This window comes from Phenylobacterium sp., from assembly GCF_035569475.1.
In the GTDB taxonomy this organism is placed as follows: Bacteria; Pseudomonadota; Alphaproteobacteria; order Caulobacterales; family Caulobacteraceae; genus Phenylobacterium.
Genome location: NZ_DATMNA010000021.1, coordinates 1 through 20,346, shown reverse-complemented (window position 1 = coordinate 20,346; position 20,346 = coordinate 1). Strand labels below are relative to the sequence as shown.

Here is a 20,346-nt window from a genome sequence, read left to right as displayed (position 1 = left end):
CCGGGTCCTCGTCGGATTTGTCGATGCGGGGGAAGTAGGCGCGGTTGCCCCAGTTCTGGCCGGCGCGGAAGAAGAACACCTGCACGCAGGCCTGGCCGCCCTCGGCGAACAGGGCGAAGACGTCGGCCTCGTCCACCGTCTCCGGATTGACCTGGGTCTCCTGGGCGATGGAGGCCAGCGCCCGGATGCGGTCACGCAGGCGCGCGGCGCGCTCGAACTCCAGGTCGTCGGCGGCGGCCTGCATCTCCTGGCTCATCTGGCCCATCACCGCCCGGCTCTTGCCGCGCAGGAACAGCTCCGCCTGGTCGACGAGGCCCTGGTAGTCCTGCAGGCTGACGAGCCCCGTGCAGGGCGCCGAGCAGCGGCGGATCTGGTGCAGCATGCAGGGCCGCGAGCGGGTCTCGTAGACGCTGTCGGTGCAGGACCTGAGCAGGAAGGCCTTCTGCAGGGTGTTCAGCGTCCGGTTCACCGCCCAGGCCGAGGCGAAGGGGCCGTAGTAGTCGCCGGGGATCGAGTGGGCGCCGCGGTGTTTCTTCAGCTGCGGGGCGGCGTGGTCGCGGCGGATCAGGATCTCCGGGAAGCTCTTGTCATCGCGCAACAGGACGTTGAACCGCGGCTTCAGCTGCTTGATCAGGTTGATCTCGAGCAGCAGGGCGTCGGTCTCGGTGCGGGTGGTGACGAACTCCATGGAGCGCGTCAGGTCGACCATGTGGGCAATGCGGTTGGTGTGGAAGCGGCCCTGCGCGTACTGGATGACGCGCTTCTTCAGGCTCCGCGCCTTGCCGACGTAGAGCACCTCGCCGTCGTCGCCGACCATGCGGTAGACGCCCGGCCGGTCCGGGAGGCGGGTCACCTCGTCCTTGATGAGCGCGGCGCCCTTCAGGGGCGGTGTGGCGACGTCGCTGGGCATCGGGCGAATATAGGTGAGTCAGCCGGACAACGCAGGGGCTCTCCTCTCCCCCGGCACAGCCGAGAGGGAGAGGGAAGGGAGAGGGCGGCTGGTGAAAAGGTGATCCGCCGATGGTGGCCCGAGGCCCCTCGCCTTGCCGGCGGGCGAGACTGAGAGGCCGCACCGCCCTCTCCCGACCTCTCCCTCTACGCTTCGCGTGGGGAGAGGAGGTCTGGCGCCTTCACCCCATCACGTTCAGGACCGCCAGCGTCATGGCCTCGACGCCGGTGCGGATGGTGGGCTCCGGGACCGGTGCGAACTGGGGGGTGTGGTTGCCGGGAGGCTCCTGCCCCTTGGCGCGGTAGTCGGCGATCACCTTGGGATCGATCCCGCCCAGGCCCCAGAACAGCGAAGGGACGCCGGCGATGATGTATTCCGAATAGTCCTCGCTGGCCGAGCCCGGGCTGGTCGCTTCCACCGCGCGGGCGCCGAAAGCGGCCTTGAACACCGGGGCGGTGCGCGCGGCGATCGCGGCGTCATTGACCACCGCAGACGCGCCCTGGTCGAAGGTGACGGTGGGGGCCGGGGCGCGGGCCATCTCGGCCACGGCCTTGGCTGTGCGCGCCAGGCCTTCCTTCAGCAGGGTGCGGGTCTGGTCGTCGTAGCTGCGGATCGTGCCGCGCAGCAGCGCCTGGTCGGGAATGATGTTGCCGGCGCTGCCGGAGACGATCGAGCCCACGCCCAGGACGCCGAACGCCGCCGGGTCCTTCTCGCGGCTGACGATGGTCTGCACCTCGACCGTGAAGCGCGCGGCTTCCATCACCGGGTCGATGCTGAGCTGGGGCCGCGAGCCGTGGGCGCCGCGGCCCTGGAACAGGATCTCGAAGCCGTCTGCGCTGGAGGACTGGACGCCGGCCTTGTAGGTGACCCCGCCGGTCGGGCCCGGCCCCACATGCTGGGCGAAGCCGATGTCGGGCTTCGGGAAGCGGGTGAAGAGGCCATCGGCGATCATCGCGCGTGCGCCGCCCACCGTCTCTTCGCTGGGCTGGCCGATGAACATCAGCGTGCCATGCCACTGGCTCTTCATGGTCACCAGTTGCTGGGCCGCGCCGACCCAGGCGGCCATGTGGATGTCGTGGCCGCAGCTATGCGCCACCGGCGTCGGCTTGCCCTGCCAGGTGGTGACCGCGTGGCTGGCGTAGGGCAGGCCGGTCTTCTCCTCCATCGGCAGGGCGTCGAGCTCGGTGCGGACCATGACGGTCGGGCCCTTGCCGTTCCGGTAGATCGCGACGATGCCGGTCTTGCCGACGTGCTCCGTCACCTCGAAGCCCAGCGCGCGCATCTCCTTGGCCAGCTTGGCGGCGGTGGCGGTCTCCTGGAAGCCCAGCTCGGGGTGCTCGTGGATGTCCTTGTAGAGGGCGTCGAGGTGGGGGTAGGCCTTGTCCAGGCCTGCGTCGATCTCGGCCTTCTGCTTGGCCACGTCGGGCTTGGCGGCGGCGTGAGCCTGGCCGGCCAACAGCGCCGCGGCGCCGGCCAACAGGACGGATCGAAGGACGGATTTCATGCGGCTAACCCCCAGACTCTGAAGAGCAGCACCTTAGCTTTGTGCGCCGCGGACGCCCGTTATTTTTGCGCCGCGCCTAGAGCTTCACCGCGCCGGCGCCGATCTTTTCGAAGACGCTCTTGGTGACCTTCACGTAGCCCTTCTTGGCGTCGTGGAAATAGAGCGGGCCCTTGATCTTGCCGGGATCGTAGCCGTCGGCGATCAGGTCCATCTTGCGGGTCTTGAAGGTGCCGGTGGTGTCCAGCGACGGCAGGATGCGGACGAACACCGGCTGAGCGTAGGCCGGCAGCTCGCGGGCCACCTCGTCGCCGAACGCCTTGATGTCGAACTCCGGGCCGACCACCAGGGCCGCCATGCCGCCGCGCCCCTCGGCGCCCTCGACGGCGACGCCGTAAACGTTGGCTTCCTTGACACCGGGGACGCCCAGCAGGCGCTCGGCCACCTCGTTGGTGGAGACGTTCTCGCCCTTCCAGCGGTAGGTGTCGCCGATCCGGTCGATGAAGTAGAAATAGCCGTCGGCGTCGGTCTTCATCAGGTCGCCGGTGGCGAACCAGCGGTCGCCCTTTTCGAAGACGTCGTGCAGGATCTTCTTCTCCGACGCGGCCTTGTCGACGTAGCCGGAATATTCGGTGCGCGCGTCGCCGCCGATCTGGCCGATGCACTCGCCGATCTGGCCCGGACCGCACTCGATGCACAGGCCGTTGACCCCGCGGATCGGCTCCTCGGTCTCCACGTCGAACTGAATCAGGCGAACATTGAACTGCTTGCGAAGCCACTTGGGGGCGCGGCCGATGGCCCCCTCGCGGCCATCGAAGTTGAACATCGAGACATTGCCCTCGGTCGAACCGTAGAACTCGAGGATCTCTGGGATGCGGAAGCGCTGCTTCATCACCGGCCAGATGTCGGGCCGCAGCCCGTTGCCGAACGCCATGCGGATCTTGTGGCGCGTCTCGTCCTCGCTCGGCGGCTGGTTCACCAGATAGCGGCAGAGCTCGCCGATGTAGACGAACATGGTGCAGCCCTCGTCGATCGCCTCGCCCCAGAAGTGCGAAGCCGAGAACTTGCGCCGCAGGAACACCGAGCCGCCGTTCAGCAGCGCCGCGCCCAGCGCGCAGAGCCCGCCGGTGGCGTGGTAGAGCGGCAGCGCCACATAGATGCGGTCGGACGCCTTGGCCCCCGTCGAGCCGGCGAAGCCGCGCATGTAGAGCTGGGCGCGGACGTGGGTGATCCGCGCGGCCTTGGGCATGCCCGTGGTGCCCGAGGTGAAGATCAGCAGCGCCGTATCGCGGGCGCGGATGTCCTCGCGCACGACCTTGTCCGGCGGGAGCTGGCTGCAGCTCTTCAGCGCCTGGACCAGGTCGCGCTGGTCGCCGTGGGCGGGGCCCATCACCCACTGCGCCAGGGGCCTTTCCAGCAACGGCTTGGCGGCCTCGAAGACCGGCGAGGTTTCGGCGTCCACGATGATGCAGGCGGCCTGGGAGATGCTCAGGCAGTGGGCGAGGGCCAGCCCGGAGAGCTGGTTGTTGATCAGGGCGGTGACCACGCCGATCTTCGACAACCCGTACCAGATGGCGAAATATTCCAGCCGGTTGGGCATGAACAGCGCCACTGTCTGCCCGCGCCGCAGGTTCGCGCCCTTGCCCCAATGGGCGAAGCGGTTGGCGATGGCGTCGAGTTCGCCATAGCTGATCGTCCTGCCCTCGAAGGTCATGGCGGTGCGGTCGCGCCACTGGTCGACCGCGGCCTGGATGTCGTCGCAGATCAGGTTGGGGCTGTCCGGCGCGATCGACTTGACGCGCTTGAGCGTCCGGTTGAGGCCGCGCACAAAGCGCCACTCGCGCTGCAACCTGGCCTTGAGCGCCATTCCCACCTCCGACTACGGCGCCAGCTTGCGGATGCCGCGCGCATCGGGTCAAGGACTTGCGGCCGCGCCGCCACGGCCCAGCTCCGGCCCGCGCCGAAACGCGGCGCCGAGGCCACAAATGATTAAGAGAATCTTTCCCAGGCCGACTGGCGCGAAACGCCCAGGGCCGCCCCGATGTCCGCCCAACTGACCTCGCGGCCACGCAGGGTGTCGACGATCTGCTGCAGGAAGTCGCGGCTGGCGTCGGCGGCGAAGTTCACCGAGCCCATCAGCGACATGAGCTGGTCGGTGGAGCGCTCCAACGGCTTGGTGTAGCCCTTGTCGGGGATCGGGCGGCCAGCGACCACGTCGTTACACATCTCCACGCACTCGTCGCAGATGAACACGAAGGGGCCGGCGATCAGCTTGGCCACCTCCTGCTGAGACTTGCCGCAGAACGAGCAATGCAGCGCCTTGGGCAGCCTGTGACCGGTGGCGCGTTCGAGCTTGCGGCGGGCCTTGATCTCTTCCGGGGTGCGCTTGGGTTTGGGCCCGCCCATGGCGACCTCCTTGTCAGGTCAATCCTGACTGTCAGGTATTTCCTGACGGGGATCGTCTGTCAAGGACTTCCTGACGGAACGAATTAAGGTCATTTGGCGCCGGGGCGGGCGCGAAGGCCGGGGCGCCGGTCGCGGAGGGGTCATCCGCCCCACTCCATAAATCATTGTGTTGTCAGTATTTTTGTCCGGGAGCGGGCCCGGAAGGTGGCCTGCGCGACGGCGCCAAGGCCCAGCTTGCCTGTTTCAGAGCTGGAACCGCCCCGCCGGCCTCCCGTTTGGGTCATCCAGCGACCATCCCTGGAAGGGAGTTCAGATGACCACCGAAATCAGCGCTACTCCGGACAACAGTCCGACCAACGCATCCACCGACAGCCCGATGTTCGCGCCGGTCCCGGCGTGGGAGCGCAACAACAAGCGCCGCGGCTTCGGCGGCGGCCGCGCGGCCGAGCCGCGCAGCTTCGAGTCCGCCCCGGCGATCGACGCCATGGGCGGCGTCGACCCCACCGACGTCAATTTCGCAGCAGGCCCGACCTTCGCCGACCGCACGCGCAAGTCGGCCTCCAGCAATGTGCCGATCGCCATCGTGGCCGGACTGATCGTGCTGGGCGGCATCGGCGCCGTCGGGTGGTATGCGATGCAGCCGCACGGCGCTCCGGGTGTCGCCGAGCTGACCCCGGGCGCGGCCACGACCACGACCACCACCACGACGCCGGACGCCTCCACCACGGCGGTGGCCCAGAACGAGCCCCTGCCCGCTGCCGCCGCCGCGCCGCCGGCCGCCAAGGCCGTCACCACCACCACGACGGCTCGCAGTTCCGGCGGCGCCGTGACCCACCGCGCCACGACCGTGGCCCGCGCCCATCGGGCCGCCAGCGTCTCTGAGACGGCCGCCGACGCCAGCACCACCGCGCCGGTGACGCCCCCGCTGCAACGCGCCGCGCCCGCGGCGCCGCCGGCCGCCGCGGCCGCGCCGCCGCTGGTCCTGAACCTGCCGCAGACCGCTCCGGCGCCCGCGCCGGCCACGGTCTCGCCGCCCACCACCCAGGCGGCGCCCCCGGCGACCACCTCGCCGCCGACCGCGGTTCCGCAAACCTAGGCCCTTGCCGTTGGGGACAAAGGAAGGGCCGCTCCGCAAGGGGCGGCCCTTTCGCGTGCGCCCTCAGGGCTTGCGGATCGCGGTGATCTCCGGAAGCCCCTCGGCTTCCTGGGTGTCGAAGGCGATTTTCTGTCCGACCTTGAGGCCCATGAGCAGCGCGGGCGAGGCCACATGGAACGGCATGGTCATGGACGGCCAGCCCAGCGCCGGGATCGGTTCGTGCTTGAGGGTGAGGACCTGCTGCCTGGCGTCGATCTCGGTGACCACGCCCACGCCCTTGGCGCTGCGGTGGGCGGGCGCCGAGGCGGCGTCCCCCGGCGCCTGGGCGAAGGCGGCCATGGGCGCGGCGGCGACGATCAGGGCGAGGACGAGGGGGCGCAGGGTCACGGGCGGCTCCGGGCGATGACGCGATTTGCGGACGAAGGTGCCCGCTCCGCGCCCTGAAATCCATGCCCCCGGGTTCCCGCCGGTCCGCTTGCAGAATTCAGCCCCAACGCTCGCGGTATTGGCGGCCTCGCCTCGACGGCTCTAGGCTCGCCCCATGCTCGGAGGGCCTTCCATGTCGTTGCGTTTCGCTGCCGCGCTTGGCCTGGCGGCCGTGGCCGCGTCATCCGCCGCCCTCGCCCAACCGGCGATCCCCAGCCGGACGCCGATGGCGGTGATTGCGGTCTCGCCCGGCAAGGCGGTGTCGCGGGTGGAGACGACGCGGGTGGACTTCGCGCCGGGCCAGGCGATGCCGGAGCACAAGCACACCGTGCCGGTGATCTGCTTCGTCACCGCCGGTGATTTTCTGACGCGGATCGGCGACGCGCCGGAGACGCGCGCGCCGTTGGGGTCGGTGACCTACGAGCCGCCGCAGGTGGTGGTGCATTATTTCCGCAACGCCTCGGCGACGGCGCCGGCCCAACTCACCTGCGCGTCGCTCGCCGGGAGCGACGACAAGGTGCTGAACGTCATGCTGGACCCCAAGGCCAGGTAGGACTCGGCCTCCGCCAACGCATTTCGTCCGCGGCACGAGCTTGACGTAGCGGCGCCGCGACCCACCGCCGCATGGTGAATTTGAGCCATGCCACGAGCGGCGGCTCTGGTTAGCGTGCGCCTGGAGACCGTCTAGCGTCGGGTTCAGCGGGAGGGAAACGCTGGCTTCGATCCGCCGGGGCTCAGGCGGCGACGGTCCAGCGTCCGCCTGGGAGGTCGTTGTCGTCGGCGGGCGGTGGGGGCCGCTGCAGCCGACGACGGCGCACCGCGGTCCGGCGTTCGCGCCGGGCCGCGACCAGCCCGCTTAGAGGCCGGCCTGCGTCACCGACCTAGCGGGGCCGGCCGGCGTGCTCGGCCAGGATCAGGGCGGCGGCGGCGGTGACCCTGCGGCCCGTGGGCAGGTGGATGAATTCGTTGGGGCCGTGGGCGTTGGAGGCGGGCCCGAGAACGCCGGTGATCAGGAACTGGGCTTGCGGGAACTTCTCCCCCAGCATGCCGATGAAGGGGATGGTGCCGCCCTCGCCCATCATCGCCGCCTCGCGCCCGAACGTCGCCTGGGAGGCGCGCTGCACGGCGGCCTCCAGCCAGGGCTCCAGCGGCGGGGCGTTCCAGCCGGGGCTGGCCTGGACCGTCTGGAAGCTGACCTTGGCGCCTTGCGGCGGGTCGGCAGTGAGCGTCTCAACCAGCGCCTGGGCGCAGGCGTCCGGGTCGGCGGTGGGCGGCAGGCGGACGCTGAGCGCCAGCGCCGTCTTCGGGCGCAGCACATTGCCGGCGCTGCCGGGCGGCGGCAGGCCGTCGGCCCCGATGACAGTGAGCGCCGGGCGCCAGGTGCGGTTGAGGATCAGCTCCGGCGTGTCGCGGGTGAGCGGGGCGGTGTCGCCGGCGAAAGGGAACTTCTTCCATACGGTCTCCCCCAGGGCCTGAGCGGCGACCTTGGCCTGGGTCTTCCGTTCGGCCGGGATCTCGACGTTGAAGGCCTTGGGCCGGACCTGGCCGGTGGCCTCGTCCTCGACCCGCGAGAGGATCGCGCGGGCGAGGCGGAAGCTATCGGGCACGACGCCCGAGGCGTCGCCGGAATGGACGCCCTCGGTCAGCACCTCGACGGTGAGCAGGCCGCCGGCCAGCCCGCGCAGCGAAGTGGTCAGCCATAGCTGGTCGTAGTTGCCGCAGCCGGAGTCCAGGCAGATCACCAGCGAGGGGCTGCCGATGCGCTCGGCCAGATGGTCGACGTAGAACGGCAGGTCGTAGGAGCCGCTCTCCTCGCAGGCCTCGATCAGCACCACGCAGCGGGCGCGTTTGACGCCCTGCGCCTGCAGCGCCAGGAGCGCGGTCACCGAGGCGTAGATCGCGTAGCCGTCGTCGGCGCCGCCGCGGCCGTAGAGCTTGTCGTCCTTGATCACCGGCTCCCAGGGGCCCAGCCCCTCGGACCAGCCGGTCATTTCCGGCTGCTTGTCCAGGTGGCCGTAGAGCAGGACGGTGTCGTCCACCTCGCCTGGGCTCTCGATGAGGATGACGGGCGTGCGGCCTTCCAGGCGGACCACCTCCAGCGTCGCGCCCGGCAGGGCCTTGATCTTCGCGCGCGCCCAGCCGGCCATGTGCTCGACGGCCTGGTCGATGAAGCCCGACCTGGCCCAGTCCGGGTCGAAGGCCGGCGACTTGGCCGGGATGCGGATGTAGTCGACCAGGGCCGGGGTGATCTCGCGGTCCCAGATGTCGGCGGTGAAGTCGTTGAGGGCCTTGGCGTCCATGGGCGAACTCTCACTCAAGCGCGGATAGGCCGATGTCCTAACCCAGGCGCTCGTGCGCCCCAATGCCGCATCGCGGCGGACCTAAGCCTTTCGGTAAACAGCAGGTGGGATTGGTAGCGCGGATATCCATGAACACCGAGGACGACAGATGATCAATTGGACGGAGCTGGGCGAGTGGACGACCGCCTTCATGGTGGTCGTCTCCGGCGCGCTCGCGGGCCACTACGCGGCCGAGGGCATGAGCGCGGTGCAATGGGCCGGCGCGGTCTGCGCCGTTCTCGGCTCCGTCACGCTGGCGGTCGGCGTCCGCGTCTGGCCGTCCCCGCGGAAGGCCAAGGCCCAGGGCCAGCGGGCGCGCGACTAGCGCGACGACTCCAGCGGCGAAGACAGCCTGGCCACGGCCAGGCTGAAGACCACCTGCCAAGGCAGGTAGAGCACGACGGGCAAGGCGAACCCGTGCAGCAGGTCGACGCCCCCCACGAACAGGGCCAGGCAAAGGCATCCGCCCAGCACGGCCAGGGTCAGTGAGGCCCCGACCACGCGCAGGAGCGTCCGCGGCGAGAGCTTGGCCCCGCCGAGCGCGACCAGTCCCAGCAGCGTCGGGGCGGCGCCGATCAGTCCGCCCAGGCCGCCGGCCGGCCCCAACATCCACAGCGGTTCTTTGAAGCCCGGTGTCGCCTTGAAGGTGACGAAGACCGCCGCGCTATGAGCCGCGCCCACGAGCACCGCCCAGGCGGCGGCCCTCCACGGCGTCAGACGCCCCGTGGCGGCCAGGCCGAGGGCGGCGGGAACCGCGTAGAACACGATAGGCCCGTAGAATTGCAGGGCCTGTGGAAGGGGAGCGAGTTGGATCGCCGAGTCCGCCGCCAGGTGCGTCACGACCGCCGCCGCCAGCCACGCGCCCAGGCTAGTCCGCATGAATATCGAGCCCCATCGCGCTCAGCAGGTCCTGCTGCTGGGAGAGGGTGATCTTGATTCCGTCGCGACTGCCGAGGGCCGTCAGGTCGAGGCCGGAGACCAGCGCGCCGCGCAGGTCGGCGCCGGCCAGTTTCGCGCCGCCCGTGAGCGCCTGGAACAGGTCGCAGCCCGAGAGGTCCGCGCCCTCCAGGTCGGCGTCGGTGAGGTCGGCCTCGCGCAGCGACGAGCCCGCGAGATCGCAGCCCTTGAGGACCGCGTCGGACAGGTCGGCGAGTTCCAGGTTGCACCGCTGGAAGGCGGCGGCCGTGTGCGCGGTCCTGGGGCTGAGCGCGCGGGTGAAGTCGGCGCGGTGGAACCGCGCGCCGCGCAGGTTCGAGTCCTTGAACACGACCGACCAGGCGCTGGTCCGCTCGATGTCGGCGAAGGACAGGTCGCAGGCCTCGAAGCGCGCCTGGTCGAGCTGGGAAAAGGCGATCTGCACGCCGGAATGGCTGTCCGGGTCGGCGAAACTGCAGCGGACGAACACCGCCTCGCGCAGGTCGGCGTGGGCGAAGCGGCAGCGGACGAACCGGCACTCGCTGAACCGCGCGCCCGGCAGGATGACGGCGGAAAGCTGGACGTCGGTGAGGACGCAACCGGTCAGCTTGATGTCGGCAAGGTCGCGCTCGGCGAAGTCATAGGCGGAGAGGTCCAGGCCCTCATAGGCGCCGCCGGGTTCGAGGTCGGGGTTCGGATCTGACATGAGGGCGCGGCAGTATGGCCTCGCGCGAACGGCCTTGGAAGATCGGCGCAACTCGGCCAGCCTAGCGGCCGTCGGGAGCAGCGAGGCGGCGGCGTGCGGAAGACCCAAACGGCCAAGAAGGGCGCCGGCCGCGGACGGCCCTCGCGCTCCAAGGACCAGCCCAACTACAAGGAGCTGATCCTCGACGGCGCGGAGGGGCTCTTCGCGCAGCACGGGTTCTATGGGGTGTCGACCCGCCAGGTCGCCGACGAGGCGGGCGTCGACGTCGCCCTCGTGCACTACTATTTCGGCACCAAGCGCGGCCTGTTCGACGCGGTCTTCCTGCGCCGGGCGGAGATCCTCAACGCCGCGCGGCTGGCCTCGCTGGACGCCTACGAGCGCGACCACGCGGGCGCCCTGACCGCCGAGGGGGCGATCGCCGCCTTCGTGCATCCGCTGATCGACGCCTCGCTGAGCGGCGGGCCGGGGTGGAAGAGCTACTTCTCCCTGGTGGCCCAGGTGAACAACACGCCCGCCTGGGGCGGGGCGACCATGACCCGCTTCTTCGATCCGGTGGTGCACCGGCTGATCGACGTCCTGGGCCTGGCCCTGCCGGACGCGGACGAGAAGGAGCTCTACTGGGGCTATCAGTTCCTGACGGGCGCCATGACGCTGTGCCTGTCGGAAACCGGCCGCATCGACCTGCTCTCCAACGGCGCCTGCCACTCCAGCGACCTGGAGGCGATTCGCCACCGGCTGACCGGCTATTGCGCCGCGGGCTTCCTGTCCCTGGTCCGGTCCCAGGGCGAGGCAACATCGGCTTCCCTTACGTAAGCTTTTGAATTGCGACGTTTCTGTTGCGGAAATGCAATAGGCGTGAATAATATTCATCATTCGCTGAACCGAATTCAGCAATTGATGAAAAAGCGCTTCCCCGGTTCCCCAGGGCGCCGCTTATTTCCCCCAAATCCGCCGCGGGGCGGACGCGGAACGGCCGAGCGCCGCCCGCGCACATGGGAGGGAACCAAGATGAGCCTGAACCTGAGGACGGCGCTCCTGATGAGCGCCTGCGCGATTTCGCTGGCCCCGGTCACGGCGGCCGCCCAAGCCGCAGCCAAGGCCGCGCCGGCCGCCGCCGCATCGACCAACATCGACGAGCTGGTGGTCACCGCGCGGCGGCGCGAAGAGACGCTGAAGGACGTGCCGATCGCGGTCAGCGCCTACACCGCCGCGGCCCTGGACCGGAACGGGGTGCGCGACATCACCGACCTGCAGAAGTCCACGCCTTCGCTGACCCTGCAGCCCGCCCGCGGCTCCAACTCCACGCTGATCGCCTTCATCCGCGGCGTCGGCCAGCAGGACCCGCTGTGGGGCTTCGACCCTGGCGTCGGGCTGTATATCGACGACGTCTATGTGGCGCGCCCGCAGGCCGCGGTGCTGGACGTGTTCGACGTCCAGCGGATCGAGATCCTGCGTGGGCCGCAAGGCACGCTCTACGGCCGCAACACCATCGGCGGGGCGATCAAATATGTGACGCAGAACATCGGCTCCATCCCCGAGGTGGATCTCAAGGCGCAGTTCGGCTCCTACGGCGAGCACGACGAGATCGCCTCGCTGAAACTGCCGGTGACGTCCACGCTCGGCATCTCGGCCGCCTTCGCGAAGTTCGACCATGACGGCTACGGCAAGAACCTGACGACCGGCAACGACACCTACAACAAGGACGTGCTGGCGATGCGCGCCAGCGCGGAGTGGACCCCGACCTCGGACCTGTTCTTCCGCCTGTCCGGCGACCGGACGGTGGACAACTCCAACGCCAGGCATGGCCACCGCGAAGCGCCCTACACCAGCGCCGCCGGCGTGACCTACGGCGTGCTGCCGAACGTCTATGACACCCTGGCCGGGGCCGGCGATGGGAACCACGTCGTGGCCGAGGGCGGATCCCTGCTCGGCCAGTGGACGATGAACCCGAACCTGACCCTGAAGTCGATCACCGCCTTCCGGTCTGGCTACACCAACGGCGAGATCGACTTCGACGAGACGCCGCAGCCGTTCCTGGACATCCCGGCCAAGTACCGCGACCACCAGTTCACCCAGGAGCTGCAGGGCCTGTTCAGCTACGGCAAGCTGCACGGGGTGGCCGGCCTGTTCTACCTCGACGCCCTGGCGTCCGGCGCCTTCGACACGGTGCTAAACAACGCCTCGCCAGCCACCGGCTACACGATCTTCGACGGGGGCTACGTCCGTACAAGGAGCACCTCGGCCTACGCCGACGCGAGCTACGATTTCACCGACCAGCTCCAGGTCTCGGTGGGGGGCCGCTACACTTCGGACGAGAAGACCGGCCAGGTGCTGCGCCAGCAGTATCTCGGCACGCGCAGCCCCGCCTTCGGCAACGCCACGGCGGTCAAGCTGGGGCCGCCGAACACCAACTACACGGCCACCCGAACCTTCGACAAATTCACGCCGCGGGTCAGCGTCAGCTACAAGCTCACGCCGGACCTCACGACCTACGCCTCCTACGGCCAGGGCTTCAAATCCGGCGGCTTCGACATGCGCGGCGACGCGGTGGCCTATCCGGCGACGGTGAAGGGCTATGCGCCGGAGACGGTCAGCACCTACGAAATCGGCCTGAAGGGAAGCGTCCTCGACCACACGCTGAACTTCGCCACCGACGTCTTCGACAGCGCCTACCACAACCAGCAGATCACCACCCAGTACCCGAACACCACCGGCGGCATCGCCAGCGTGGTGGACAACGTCGGCTCCAGCACCCTGCGCGGCGCCGAGGTCGAGGGCTCGTGGCGCATCGTGCCGGCCTTCTCGGTCAATGCGACGGCCAGCTACATCGACACAAAGTTCGACAGGTATCTGGCCTTCATCCCGGGCACGGGGCTGGTGGACGTGTCGAACCAGCGCAAGCTGCAGAACACGCCCCGGTGGACGGGTTCGCTGTCGGGAACCTACAGCCACGACTTCGGCGACCGCGGCCGGATCACCATTACCCCGGCGCTGTCCTACCGCAGCTTCACCCAGCAGTTCGAGACGGCGACCCCGCTGATCGACCAGCCGGCCTACACGCTCTACGACGCCGATGCGGTGTGGACCTCCGCCGACGGCCGCTACCAGGTCGGCCTGCATGGCAAGAACCTGGGCGACAAGCGCTACAAGATCGGCGGCTACAGCTTCCCGGGCGCCCTGTTCGCCAACTCCATCGACGCCTTCTACGGCGCGCCGCGGACCGTCACGGTCTCGCTGGCGGCCAAGTTCTACTGATCGGGACCGGAGGGGGGCCAACCGGCCCCCCTCCGCCTGCCCGTTCATCTAGCTGAACGGGCGATAACCGGCGCGCTCGAAGCCCGTTCAGTTCGCCGCCGGCATCCTCTCCGCTTATCGGGCCAGACCGCTGGCCCCGCGGAACGGAGTGGAGCCATGACCCTGAAATCGATCGTCCTGGCGGGCGTCACCGCCCTGTCGCTGGCCGCCCCGGCGGTGGCCCTGGCCGACCCCTGGGACCATGACCGCGGCTATCACGAAGGCTGGCGCGACCGCGACGAAGGCCGCCGCCACGAATGGCGCGAGCACGAAGCCTGGGAGCACCGTGGCTACGGCTGGGGCTATGGCCCGCGCTGCTTCATCGAGCGCCGCGGCTATCACAACTGGTACGGCGAGTACGTCTGGCGGCCGGTGCGGGTGTGCCGTTAAGGCCCCACCCATAGAGGCCGCGATCGGGAAATCGGCGCCCGCCTAGCCCTTCACCGGCACCAGGATTTCGCCGCCGGACTCGCGGAACTTCTCGGCCATCTGCTCCATCCCGGCGTCGACCTCGTTCTGCTTGCGGGCGGCGTCGCGGATGTCCTGGCTGATTTTCATGGAACAGAACTTCGGCCCGCACATGGAGCAGAAGTGGGCGGTCTTGAAGGCCTCCTTGGGCAGGCTCTCGTCGTGGTATTCGCGGGCCGTCTCCGGGTCCAGGCCGAGGTTGAACTGGTCCTCCCAGCGGAACTCGAAGCGGCTGCGGGAGAGCGCGTCGTCCCAGGCCCGGGCGGTGGGATGGCCCTTCGCCAGGTCGGCGGCGTGGGCGGCGATCTTGTAGGCGATCACCCCCTGCTTGACGTCCTCGCGGTCGGGCAGGCCCAGGTGCTCCTTCGGCGTCACGTAGCAAAGCATGGCGGTGCCGAACCAGCCGATCATCGCCGCGCCGATGGCGCTGGTGATGTGGTCGTACCCCGGCGCGACGTCGGTGGTCAGCGGGCCCAGCGTGTAGAACGGCGCCTCGTGGCAGTGCTTGAGCTGCTCGTCCATGTTGGCCTTGATCTTGTGCATCGGCACGTGGCCGGGGCCTTCGATCATGGTCTGGACATTGTGCTTCCAGGCGATCTTGGTCAGCTCGCCGAGGGTGCGCAGTTCGGCGAACTGGGCCTCGTCGTTGGCGTCGGCGATCGAGCCGGGCCGCAGGCCGTCGCCCAGCGAGAACGACACGTCATAGGCGGCCATGATCTCGCAGATCTCCTCGAACCGCTCGTAGAGGAAGTTCTCGCGGTGGTGGGCCAGGCACCACTTGGCCATGATCGAGCCGCCTCGGCTGACGATGCCGGTGACCCGCTTGGCGGTCAGCGGAATGAACGGCAGCCGCACGCCGGCGTGGATGGTGAAATAGTCCACCCCCTGCTCGGCCTGCTCGATCAGGGTGTCGCGGAACACCTCCCAGTTGAGGTCCTCGGCGATGCCGTTCACCTTCTCCAGCGCCTGGTAGATCGGCACGGTGCCGATCGGCACGGGGCTGTTGCGCACGATCCAGTCGCGGATGTTGTGGATGTTGCGGCCGGTGGAGAGGTCCATGACCGTGTCGCCGCCCCAGCGGATCGCCCAGACCATCTTGTCCACCTCGTCGGCGACGGTGGAGAGGACCGCGGAGTTGCCGATGTTGGCGTTGATCTTGACCAGGAAGTTACGCCCGATCGCCATCGGCTCGAGCTCGGTGTGGTTGATGTTGGCCGGGATGATGGCGCGGCCGCGCGCCACCTCGTCGCGGACGAACTCGGGCGTGCAGTGGTCGGGGATCTCGGCGCCGTAGGGCTCGCCGTCGCGGATCGCGGGGTCGCCCGCCTGGCGGCGCAGGTTCTCGCGCAGGGCGACATATTCCATTTCAGGGGTGATCAGCCCCCGGCGGGCATATTCCATCTGGGTCACGGTCTTGCCGGGCCGGGCGCGGTAGACGCGGCGCGGCGCGGAGAACTGCGGCGCCAGGTGCTCGCCCTTGGCGAAGCCGTTGTCCTCCGGCTTCACCTCACGGGGATTTTCCACGATCTCGACGTCGCCGCGCGAGACCACCCACGGCTCGCGGGTCTTCGACAGGCCCCGCTCGATGTCGATGGCCGCGGCGGGGTCGGTATAGGGCCCCGACGGGTCGTAGAGCGTCAACGCCGGCTCGTTGGCCGACGGATGCACCGCCACCTCGCGGAACGGCACGCGGATGTCCGGCCACAGCACCCCGGGCTGATAGACCTTCTTCGACCCCGGGCGCTCGCCGGTGGGGACTTTTTCGCCCTTGGGCGCGGGCTCGAGGTTTCCGGTGGGTTTGTTCATGGCGTGCGGCCTCGCGCTTGGCGGGACGCCGGACGGGGAGATCGAAGCAGCTTCCGCCGCAGGTCCTTCCCTTCGCCGGCATGACCCGGATCAGGTTCGACGGGTCGCGGGATCACCCGCCTCTCAGCCGCTGGGCGCGGCCCCCCGAGGTAAGGCCGACGTTAGGCCCGAAGCCGCGGAAGGGAAAGGCCCGCCGACGCCTGAATGTCCGCTTTCGGCGGAGGGTCGGCAGGTTCCGTCGCTTGTGGCCGGGGGCGGTTGGGCGTCTGCTCAAGGTCGATCGTCGCCAGAGGAGCGAACCCATGTGCAATTCGGATCGGCGTCATTTCCTGCGGCTCTCCGTGCTCGCGGTCGGCGCCGCGGGCCTGGCCGGGGCAGCCCTGGCGGCGGAGGCGGAGAAGCCGCGGGCCGTCTATGTCTGCCCGCCCTGCGGCTGCGCGGCGGACGGCAAGGAGTTCCCCGCGCCGGGGACCTGCCCGGAGTGCGGCATGCCCCTGATCGAGAAGACGCCGGCCCCGAAGCGATCCAGCCTCTAGGAAGATCGGTTCGCCGGCCTCCGGAACGGCTCGACGCAGGCTCTGGACCGTTACGGCAGCGCTACTAAAGTGCCGCCAAAACAGTCGGAGAAAACACCATGAAGTCTGCTCTCGTGCCGGTCGCGGTCGCGATCCTCGCCGCCGCGACACCCGCCCTCGCCGCGCCCAAGGCGGCCCCGGCCAAACAGTGTTTCCGCGTCCAGGACATCGGCAATCACACGGTCGGCGACAGCCACACCCTCTACCTCAGCGTCGGAGGCAAGTCGGTCTATCGCGCGACCATGCGCAACGTTTGCCTGGGCGGCATCTCCTCCACCGACCCCATCGAGCTGAACGCGCGCGGCGGCTCGGGCAGCATCTGCGAAGCCGACGACCTGGACGTCCGCGCCACCCTGGCCGGCGGGGGAGGCCTCTCCACCCGCTGCCTGATCGATGAGCTGGTCAAGCTGACCCCGGCGGAGGCGGCGGCCCTGCCCAAGGGCGTGAAGCCTTAGGCGAGGACTCAATCAGGCCCTCTTCCTTCTTGATCGTCATTCCCCGGCTCGTCCCGGAAACCCATGATCGCAGGCGCAGCCGGGCTACCACGGGCGTCGCCGCGGCTTCTGGACCCCCACGGGATTCATGGGTTCCCGGCACAAGGCTGGGAATGACGATTCAAGAAGGAAGACGCCCGGATCGAGTCGCCAACTCAGCCCTGCACCAGGCGCACCCGCGTTCCGGACAGGACGACCTCGCCCTCGGCGTCGGTGAGGCCGCGGGCTTCGGCGGCGGTGCGGACGGCGGCCGGGTCGCGGACCGCCACGTCGAAGGCGCCCAGGCCCTCGCCGCGGCCGTCGCGGGCGGCGACGAAGCGGAGCTCGCCGCCGTCGTCGAGGCCGATCCGCCAGGCCTCGCCGACCCGCACCGGCGCGCGGCCCACGACCTCGCCCCAGCGGGCGGCCATGGCGGCGGGGTCGTGGCCCTGCAGTTCGGCGCCGACAAGCCCCGCCGAGACGTCGGTTCGCACGTGGTCGCGCCAGCCCGGGCCGCCCCACTCCCAGCGCTCCCACGGATCCATGTAGTCCAGCGACAGGATCGCCCCGCCGATGTCCTTGGGATGCAGATGGCTCATGGCCACCGCCCCCTCGTGCAGATCGGCCTGCTCCACGACGCGGGCCTTGGCCGCAGCGATGCGGGCGCGGGCTTCCGCGATGTCGCGCACCTGCAGGATGACCATGTAGCCGCCGTCGCCGCTGCGCTTTTCCAGGAGGCGGCCGGCCGTCGTGCCCTCCTGCTTCGGCGAGACCACCTCCAGGAAGGTCTCGCCTACCGGGAAGACCGCGTTCTTCAGGCCGAACTTGCCGACGCCCGGGTCATCGTAGGCGTAGTCGAGGCCGAGCACGGCGCGGATGTCGGCCTCGGCCGCGGCGAGGTCGCGGCCCACCAGGGCGATCTGTCGAAGGCGCATGGGCGTAGCTCCCCGCTGATGTTGGCGCGACCCTAGCCGCCCGCCGCAGCGGCGCGTCAAGCCGGGCTTCCGTTCGAGGCGCCTGACGGCCTAGGATTTGCGCCACGACATACGGGAGGAACGACCATGGCCGCGCTCGACACCGGGACCGAAGACCTGCTGGCCGATCTGGACGAAGGGGTCCTGACGCTGACGCTCAACCGGCCGCAGGCGCGCAACGCCATGAGCGAGGCCATGAACCAGGCCCTGGGCCGCCAGCTCGCCGCCGCCGAGCTGGATCCGGCGGTGAAGTGCGTGGTGCTGACCGGCGCCGGCCAGGGCTTCTGCGCCGGCGGCGACGTGAAGGGCATGAACGAGCGCAACGCAGGCGGCGGCCGGTCCGTCACCCTGGACGAGGCGATCCACGCCCAGCGGGTCAACCAGCGGGCCACCGCCGGCAAGCTCTTCAAGATGCCCAAGCCGACCCTGGCCGCCCTGCCCGGCGCGGCGGCCGGCGCGGGCCTGTCGCTGGCGCTGGCCTGCGACCTGCGGATCATGGCGGCCAACGCCTTCCTGACCACCGCCTTCGCCAAGGTGGGCCTGGCCGGGGACTATGGCGGGACCTACTTCCTCACCCAGCTCGTCGGCACGGCCAAGGCGCGCGAGCTCTATTTCCTGTCCGACCGGGTGAGCGCCGAGGAGGCCTTGCGGCTGGGCCTCGCCAACTGGGTGGTCCCGCCGGAAGAACTGGCGGCCAGGACCCGCGAGATCGCCTTGCGCCTGGCCCAGGGCCCGCAGGTCTGTTTCCGCTACATGAAGGAGAACCTCAACCGCGCCCTGGCCGGCGAGGTCGACGACTGCCTGGACATCGAGGCCACCCACCACGTCCATAGCGCCGCCACCGCCGACCACCGCGAGGCCGCCCAGGCCTTCGTGGAAAAGCGAGCGCCGGCGTTCCAGGGGCGGTAGGGTCCCCATCTTCCGGGGAACCTTGCTACACCGAACGTGTTCCCCCAAGGGGACCGTACGGCTGGGGTGGTGCGCCCGCGATGGGTAGGATGGCTCGGGGCGACAAGGAAAACATGCCGGTGAATGAGGACCAGCGCTACAGGTTGCTGGTCGACGCGATCACCGACTACGCCATCTATATGCTCGACATCGACGGGCGGGTGGCGAGCTGGAACGCCGGCGCCCAGAGGTTCAAGGGCTATGAAGCCCACGAGATCATCGGCCAGCATTTCTCGCGCTTCTATACCGAAGAGGACCGCGCGGCGGGGACGCCGGCAGCCGCCCTGCGGACCGCCGAGCAGGAGGGCCGGTTCGAGAAGGAAGGCTGGCGCGTGCGCAAGGACGGCACGCGGTTCTGGGCCCATGTCCTGATCGACCCGATCCGCACCCCCGCCGGCGAGCTGATCGGCTTCGCCAAGGTGACCCGCGACCTCACAGAGCGTCGGCTTGCCGATGAAACCCTGAAGCGCAGCGAGGAACAGTTCCGGCTGCTGGTGCAGGGCGTGACCGACTACGCCATCTACATGCTCGACCCGACGGGCCGGGTTTCGAGCTGGAACGCCGGCGCCGAGCGGATCAAGGGCTATGCGCCCGGCGAGATCATGGGCGAGCACTTCTCGCGGTTCTACACCGACGCCGACCGAGCGACCGGCGAGCCGGAGAAGGCGCTGCGGACCGCGGCCAGCGAGGGGCGCTTCGAAAAGGAGGGCTGGCGGGTCCGCAAGGACGGCACCCGCTTCTGGGCCCATGTAATCATCGACCCGATCCGCGGCGAGTTCGGCGAGGTGATCGGCTTCGCCAAGATCACCCGCGACATCACCGAGCGCCTGCACACCCAGCGATCGCTGGAGCAGGCGCGGCATGCGCTGTTCCAGGCGCAGAAGCTGGACGCCCTCGGCCAGCTCACCGGCGGCATCGCCCACGACTTCAACAACCTGCTGATGGCGGTCATGGGCAGCCTGGAGCTCCTGCGCAAGCGCCTGCCGCCCGACCCCAAGGCCGTCGTCCTGCTGGAGAACGCCATGCAGGGCGCCCAGCGTGGCGCGAGCCTCACCCAGCGCATGCTGGCCTTCGCCCGCAAGCAGGACCTGAACCCGGAAAGCGTCGACATCCCGGCGCTGGTGCGCGGCATGGCGGGGCTGATCGAACGCTCCATCGGCCCTTCCGTACAGCTCCGCGTCCGGTTCAACGGTCCCCTCGCCCCCGCCTTCACCGACGCCAACCAGTTGGAGACGGCGCTGCTCAACCTGGCGGTCAACGCCCGCGACGCCATGCCGAACGGCGGGGCGATCACCATCGAGGGCAGCGAGGAGGCCGTCGACGACGACGGAGAACTGGGCCTGCCCGCCGGCCACTATGTCCGCCTCACGGTGACCGACGAGGGCGTCGGCATGGACGAGCAAACGCTGGCCCGCGCCACCGAGCCCTTCTACACGACCAAGGGCATCGGCAAGGGCACCGGCCTGGGCC

Annotated in this window: 19 protein-coding genes, 1 pseudogene and 1 riboswitch; of the genes and pseudogenes, 10 read left to right on the top strand and 10 right to left on the bottom strand. The window is 69.5% G+C overall.

Translation table 11 applies throughout. The annotated features are described in order from the left end of the window. From VNW53_RS03400 to VNW53_RS03385, 4 genes and pseudogenes are all read right to left on the bottom strand, one after another. Nucleotides 1-910, bottom strand: a 910-nt coding sequence (locus VNW53_RS03400) for an excinuclease ABC subunit UvrC (RefSeq protein WP_325553645.1), incomplete at its 3' end; no start/stop codon positions are given. A 220-nt stretch (nucleotides 911-1,130) separates the two neighbouring features. After that, complete coding sequence (locus VNW53_RS03395) at nucleotides 1,131-2,453, bottom strand: amidohydrolase (RefSeq protein ID WP_325553644.1); 1,323 nt, start codon at nucleotides 2,451-2,453, stop codon at nucleotides 1,131-1,133. Nucleotides 2,454-2,529: 76 nt separating this feature from the next. Then, complete coding sequence (locus tag VNW53_RS03390) at nucleotides 2,530-4,317, bottom strand: long-chain-acyl-CoA synthetase (RefSeq protein WP_325553643.1); 1,788 nt, start codon at nucleotides 4,315-4,317, stop codon at nucleotides 2,530-2,532. A gap of 341 nt (nucleotides 4,318-4,658) precedes the next feature. After that, nucleotides 4,659-4,778 (bottom strand): annotated as a pseudogene (locus VNW53_RS03385) (ClpX C4-type zinc finger protein); the annotation flags it as partial. A 391-nt stretch (nucleotides 4,779-5,169) separates the two neighbouring features. Between VNW53_RS03385 and VNW53_RS03380 the strand changes: the two are divergent. Beyond that, nucleotides 5,170-5,952: a hypothetical protein gene (locus VNW53_RS03380; protein WP_325553641.1), complete on the top strand. Its 783-nt coding sequence runs from the start codon at nucleotides 5,170-5,172 to the stop codon at nucleotides 5,950-5,952. Nucleotides 5,953-6,015: 63 nt separating this feature from the next. On the opposite strand, the gene VNW53_RS03375 is transcribed toward VNW53_RS03380, so the two are convergent. After that, the gene (locus VNW53_RS03375; RefSeq protein WP_325553639.1) at nucleotides 6,016-6,339 is read right to left on the bottom strand and encodes a copper-binding protein; all 324 of its coding nucleotides are present in this window, start codon (nucleotides 6,337-6,339) and stop codon (nucleotides 6,016-6,018) included. 172 nt (nucleotides 6,340-6,511) lie between these two features. Here VNW53_RS03375 and VNW53_RS03370 point away from each other — a divergent pair, with 172 nt between their 5' ends. Then, nucleotides 6,512-6,931, top strand: coding sequence for a cupin domain-containing protein (locus VNW53_RS03370; protein WP_325553637.1), 420 nt, complete (start codon nucleotides 6,512-6,514; stop codon nucleotides 6,929-6,931). A 328-nt stretch (nucleotides 6,932-7,259) separates the two neighbouring features. On the opposite strand, the gene VNW53_RS03365 is transcribed toward VNW53_RS03370, so the two are convergent. Then, nucleotides 7,260-8,678: a M20 family metallopeptidase gene (locus VNW53_RS03365; RefSeq protein WP_325553636.1), complete on the bottom strand. Its 1,419-nt coding sequence runs from the start codon at nucleotides 8,676-8,678 to the stop codon at nucleotides 7,260-7,262. A gap of 148 nt (nucleotides 8,679-8,826) precedes the next feature. Here VNW53_RS03365 and VNW53_RS03360 point away from each other — a divergent pair, with 148 nt between their 5' ends. Then, nucleotides 8,827-9,042, top strand: coding sequence for a hypothetical protein (locus tag VNW53_RS03360; RefSeq protein ID WP_325553634.1), 216 nt, complete (start codon nucleotides 8,827-8,829; stop codon nucleotides 9,040-9,042). On the opposite strand, the gene VNW53_RS03355 is transcribed toward VNW53_RS03360, so the two are convergent. After that, on the bottom strand, nucleotides 9,039-9,596 hold the full coding sequence (locus VNW53_RS03355) for a hypothetical protein (protein ID WP_325553633.1): 558 nt from the start codon (nucleotides 9,594-9,596) through the stop codon (nucleotides 9,039-9,041). The two genes, VNW53_RS03360 and VNW53_RS03355, sit on opposite strands and share 4 nt — an antisense overlap. After that, nucleotides 9,586-10,338, bottom strand: coding sequence for a pentapeptide repeat-containing protein (locus VNW53_RS03350; protein ID WP_325553632.1), 753 nt, complete (start codon nucleotides 10,336-10,338; stop codon nucleotides 9,586-9,588). Before VNW53_RS03350 ends, VNW53_RS03355 begins: the two co-directional genes overlap by 11 nt. A 93-nt stretch (nucleotides 10,339-10,431) precedes the next feature. On the opposite strand from VNW53_RS03350, the gene VNW53_RS03345 reads away from it, so the two are divergent. From VNW53_RS03345 to VNW53_RS03335, 3 genes are all read left to right on the top strand, one after another. Further along, on the top strand, nucleotides 10,432-11,151 hold the full coding sequence (locus VNW53_RS03345; RefSeq protein WP_325553631.1) for a TetR/AcrR family transcriptional regulator: 720 nt from the start codon (nucleotides 10,432-10,434) through the stop codon (nucleotides 11,149-11,151). Nucleotides 11,152-11,346: 195 nt separating this feature from the next. Then, nucleotides 11,347-13,593, top strand: coding sequence for a TonB-dependent receptor (locus VNW53_RS03340; RefSeq protein WP_325553630.1), 2,247 nt, complete (start codon nucleotides 11,347-11,349; stop codon nucleotides 13,591-13,593). Between the two features lie 156 nt (nucleotides 13,594-13,749). Beyond that, the gene (locus VNW53_RS03335) at nucleotides 13,750-14,022 is read left to right on the top strand and encodes a hypothetical protein (RefSeq protein WP_325553629.1); all 273 of its coding nucleotides are present in this window, start codon (nucleotides 13,750-13,752) and stop codon (nucleotides 14,020-14,022) included. Nucleotides 14,023-14,064: 42 nt separating this feature from the next. On the opposite strand, the gene thiC is transcribed toward VNW53_RS03335, so the two are convergent. After that, nucleotides 14,065-15,906 (bottom strand): phosphomethylpyrimidine synthase ThiC, encoded by a 1,842-nt coding sequence (thiC, locus tag VNW53_RS03330; protein ID WP_325553627.1) that lies wholly within the window; start codon nucleotides 15,904-15,906, stop codon nucleotides 14,065-14,067. A 50-nt stretch (nucleotides 15,907-15,956) separates the two neighbouring features. Next, nucleotides 15,957-16,063: riboswitch (TPP riboswitch) on the bottom strand. A gap of 145 nt (nucleotides 16,064-16,208) precedes the next feature. Between thiC and VNW53_RS03325 the strand changes: the two genes are divergently transcribed. Both VNW53_RS03325 and VNW53_RS03320 read left to right on the top strand, forming a co-directional pair. After that, nucleotides 16,209-16,442 carry a heavy metal-binding domain-containing protein gene (locus VNW53_RS03325; RefSeq protein ID WP_325553626.1) on the top strand — a complete coding sequence of 78 codons (234 nt, stop codon included), beginning with the start codon at nucleotides 16,209-16,211 and terminating at the stop codon, nucleotides 16,440-16,442. A 98-nt stretch (nucleotides 16,443-16,540) separates the two neighbouring features. Further along, nucleotides 16,541-16,936 (top strand): hypothetical protein, encoded by a 396-nt coding sequence (locus tag VNW53_RS03320; protein ID WP_325553625.1) that lies wholly within the window; start codon nucleotides 16,541-16,543, stop codon nucleotides 16,934-16,936. A 194-nt stretch (nucleotides 16,937-17,130) separates the two neighbouring features. Here the strand turns inward: VNW53_RS03320 and VNW53_RS03315 are convergent, their stop codons facing one another. Next, the gene (locus VNW53_RS03315) at nucleotides 17,131-17,889 is read right to left on the bottom strand and encodes a VOC family protein (RefSeq protein WP_325553624.1); all 759 of its coding nucleotides are present in this window, start codon (nucleotides 17,887-17,889) and stop codon (nucleotides 17,131-17,133) included. 126 nt (nucleotides 17,890-18,015) lie between these two features. Between VNW53_RS03315 and VNW53_RS03310 the strand changes: the two genes are divergently transcribed. Together VNW53_RS03310 and VNW53_RS03305 are read left to right on the top strand one after the other, a co-directional pair. After that, complete coding sequence (locus VNW53_RS03310; protein ID WP_325553623.1) at nucleotides 18,016-18,837, top strand: enoyl-CoA hydratase; 822 nt, start codon at nucleotides 18,016-18,018, stop codon at nucleotides 18,835-18,837. Between the two features lie 89 nt (nucleotides 18,838-18,926). After that, a partial coding sequence (locus VNW53_RS03305; RefSeq protein WP_325553622.1) for a PAS domain S-box protein occupies nucleotides 18,927-20,346 on the top strand: 1,420 nt, incomplete at its 3' end.

Excerpts from the sequence above, each read along its gene's own strand:
- VNW53_RS03395 (WP_325553644.1), bottom strand. The coding sequence starts at position 2,453 with ATGAAATCCGTCCTTCGATCCGTCCTGTTGGCCGGCGCCGCGGCGCTG.
- VNW53_RS03390 (WP_325553643.1), bottom strand. The coding sequence starts at position 4,317 with ATGGCGCTCAAGGCCAGGTTGCAGCGCGAGTGGCGCTTTGTGCGCGGC.
- VNW53_RS03380 (WP_325553641.1), top strand. The coding sequence starts at position 5,170 with ATGACCACCGAAATCAGCGCTACTCCGGACAACAGTCCGACCAACGCA.
- VNW53_RS03370 (WP_325553637.1), top strand. The coding sequence starts at position 6,512 with ATGTCGTTGCGTTTCGCTGCCGCGCTTGGCCTGGCGGCCGTGGCCGCG.
- VNW53_RS03365 (WP_325553636.1), bottom strand. The coding sequence starts at position 8,678 with ATGGACGCCAAGGCCCTCAACGACTTCACCGCCGACATCTGGGACCGC.
- VNW53_RS03360 (WP_325553634.1), top strand. The coding sequence starts at position 8,827 with ATGATCAATTGGACGGAGCTGGGCGAGTGGACGACCGCCTTCATGGTG.
- VNW53_RS03355 (WP_325553633.1), bottom strand. The coding sequence starts at position 9,596 with ATGCGGACTAGCCTGGGCGCGTGGCTGGCGGCGGCGGTCGTGACGCAC.
- VNW53_RS03350 (WP_325553632.1), bottom strand. The coding sequence starts at position 10,338 with ATGTCAGATCCGAACCCCGACCTCGAACCCGGCGGCGCCTATGAGGGC.
- VNW53_RS03340 (WP_325553630.1), top strand. The coding sequence starts at position 11,347 with ATGAGCCTGAACCTGAGGACGGCGCTCCTGATGAGCGCCTGCGCGATT.
- VNW53_RS03335 (WP_325553629.1), top strand. The coding sequence starts at position 13,750 with ATGACCCTGAAATCGATCGTCCTGGCGGGCGTCACCGCCCTGTCGCTG.
- thiC (WP_325553627.1), bottom strand. The coding sequence starts at position 15,906 with ATGAACAAACCCACCGGAAACCTCGAGCCCGCGCCCAAGGGCGAAAAA.
- VNW53_RS03325 (WP_325553626.1), top strand. The coding sequence starts at position 16,209 with ATGTGCAATTCGGATCGGCGTCATTTCCTGCGGCTCTCCGTGCTCGCG.
- VNW53_RS03320 (WP_325553625.1), top strand. The coding sequence starts at position 16,541 with ATGAAGTCTGCTCTCGTGCCGGTCGCGGTCGCGATCCTCGCCGCCGCG.
- VNW53_RS03315 (WP_325553624.1), bottom strand. The coding sequence starts at position 17,889 with ATGCGCCTTCGACAGATCGCCCTGGTGGGCCGCGACCTCGCCGCGGCC.
- VNW53_RS03310 (WP_325553623.1), top strand. The coding sequence starts at position 18,016 with ATGGCCGCGCTCGACACCGGGACCGAAGACCTGCTGGCCGATCTGGAC.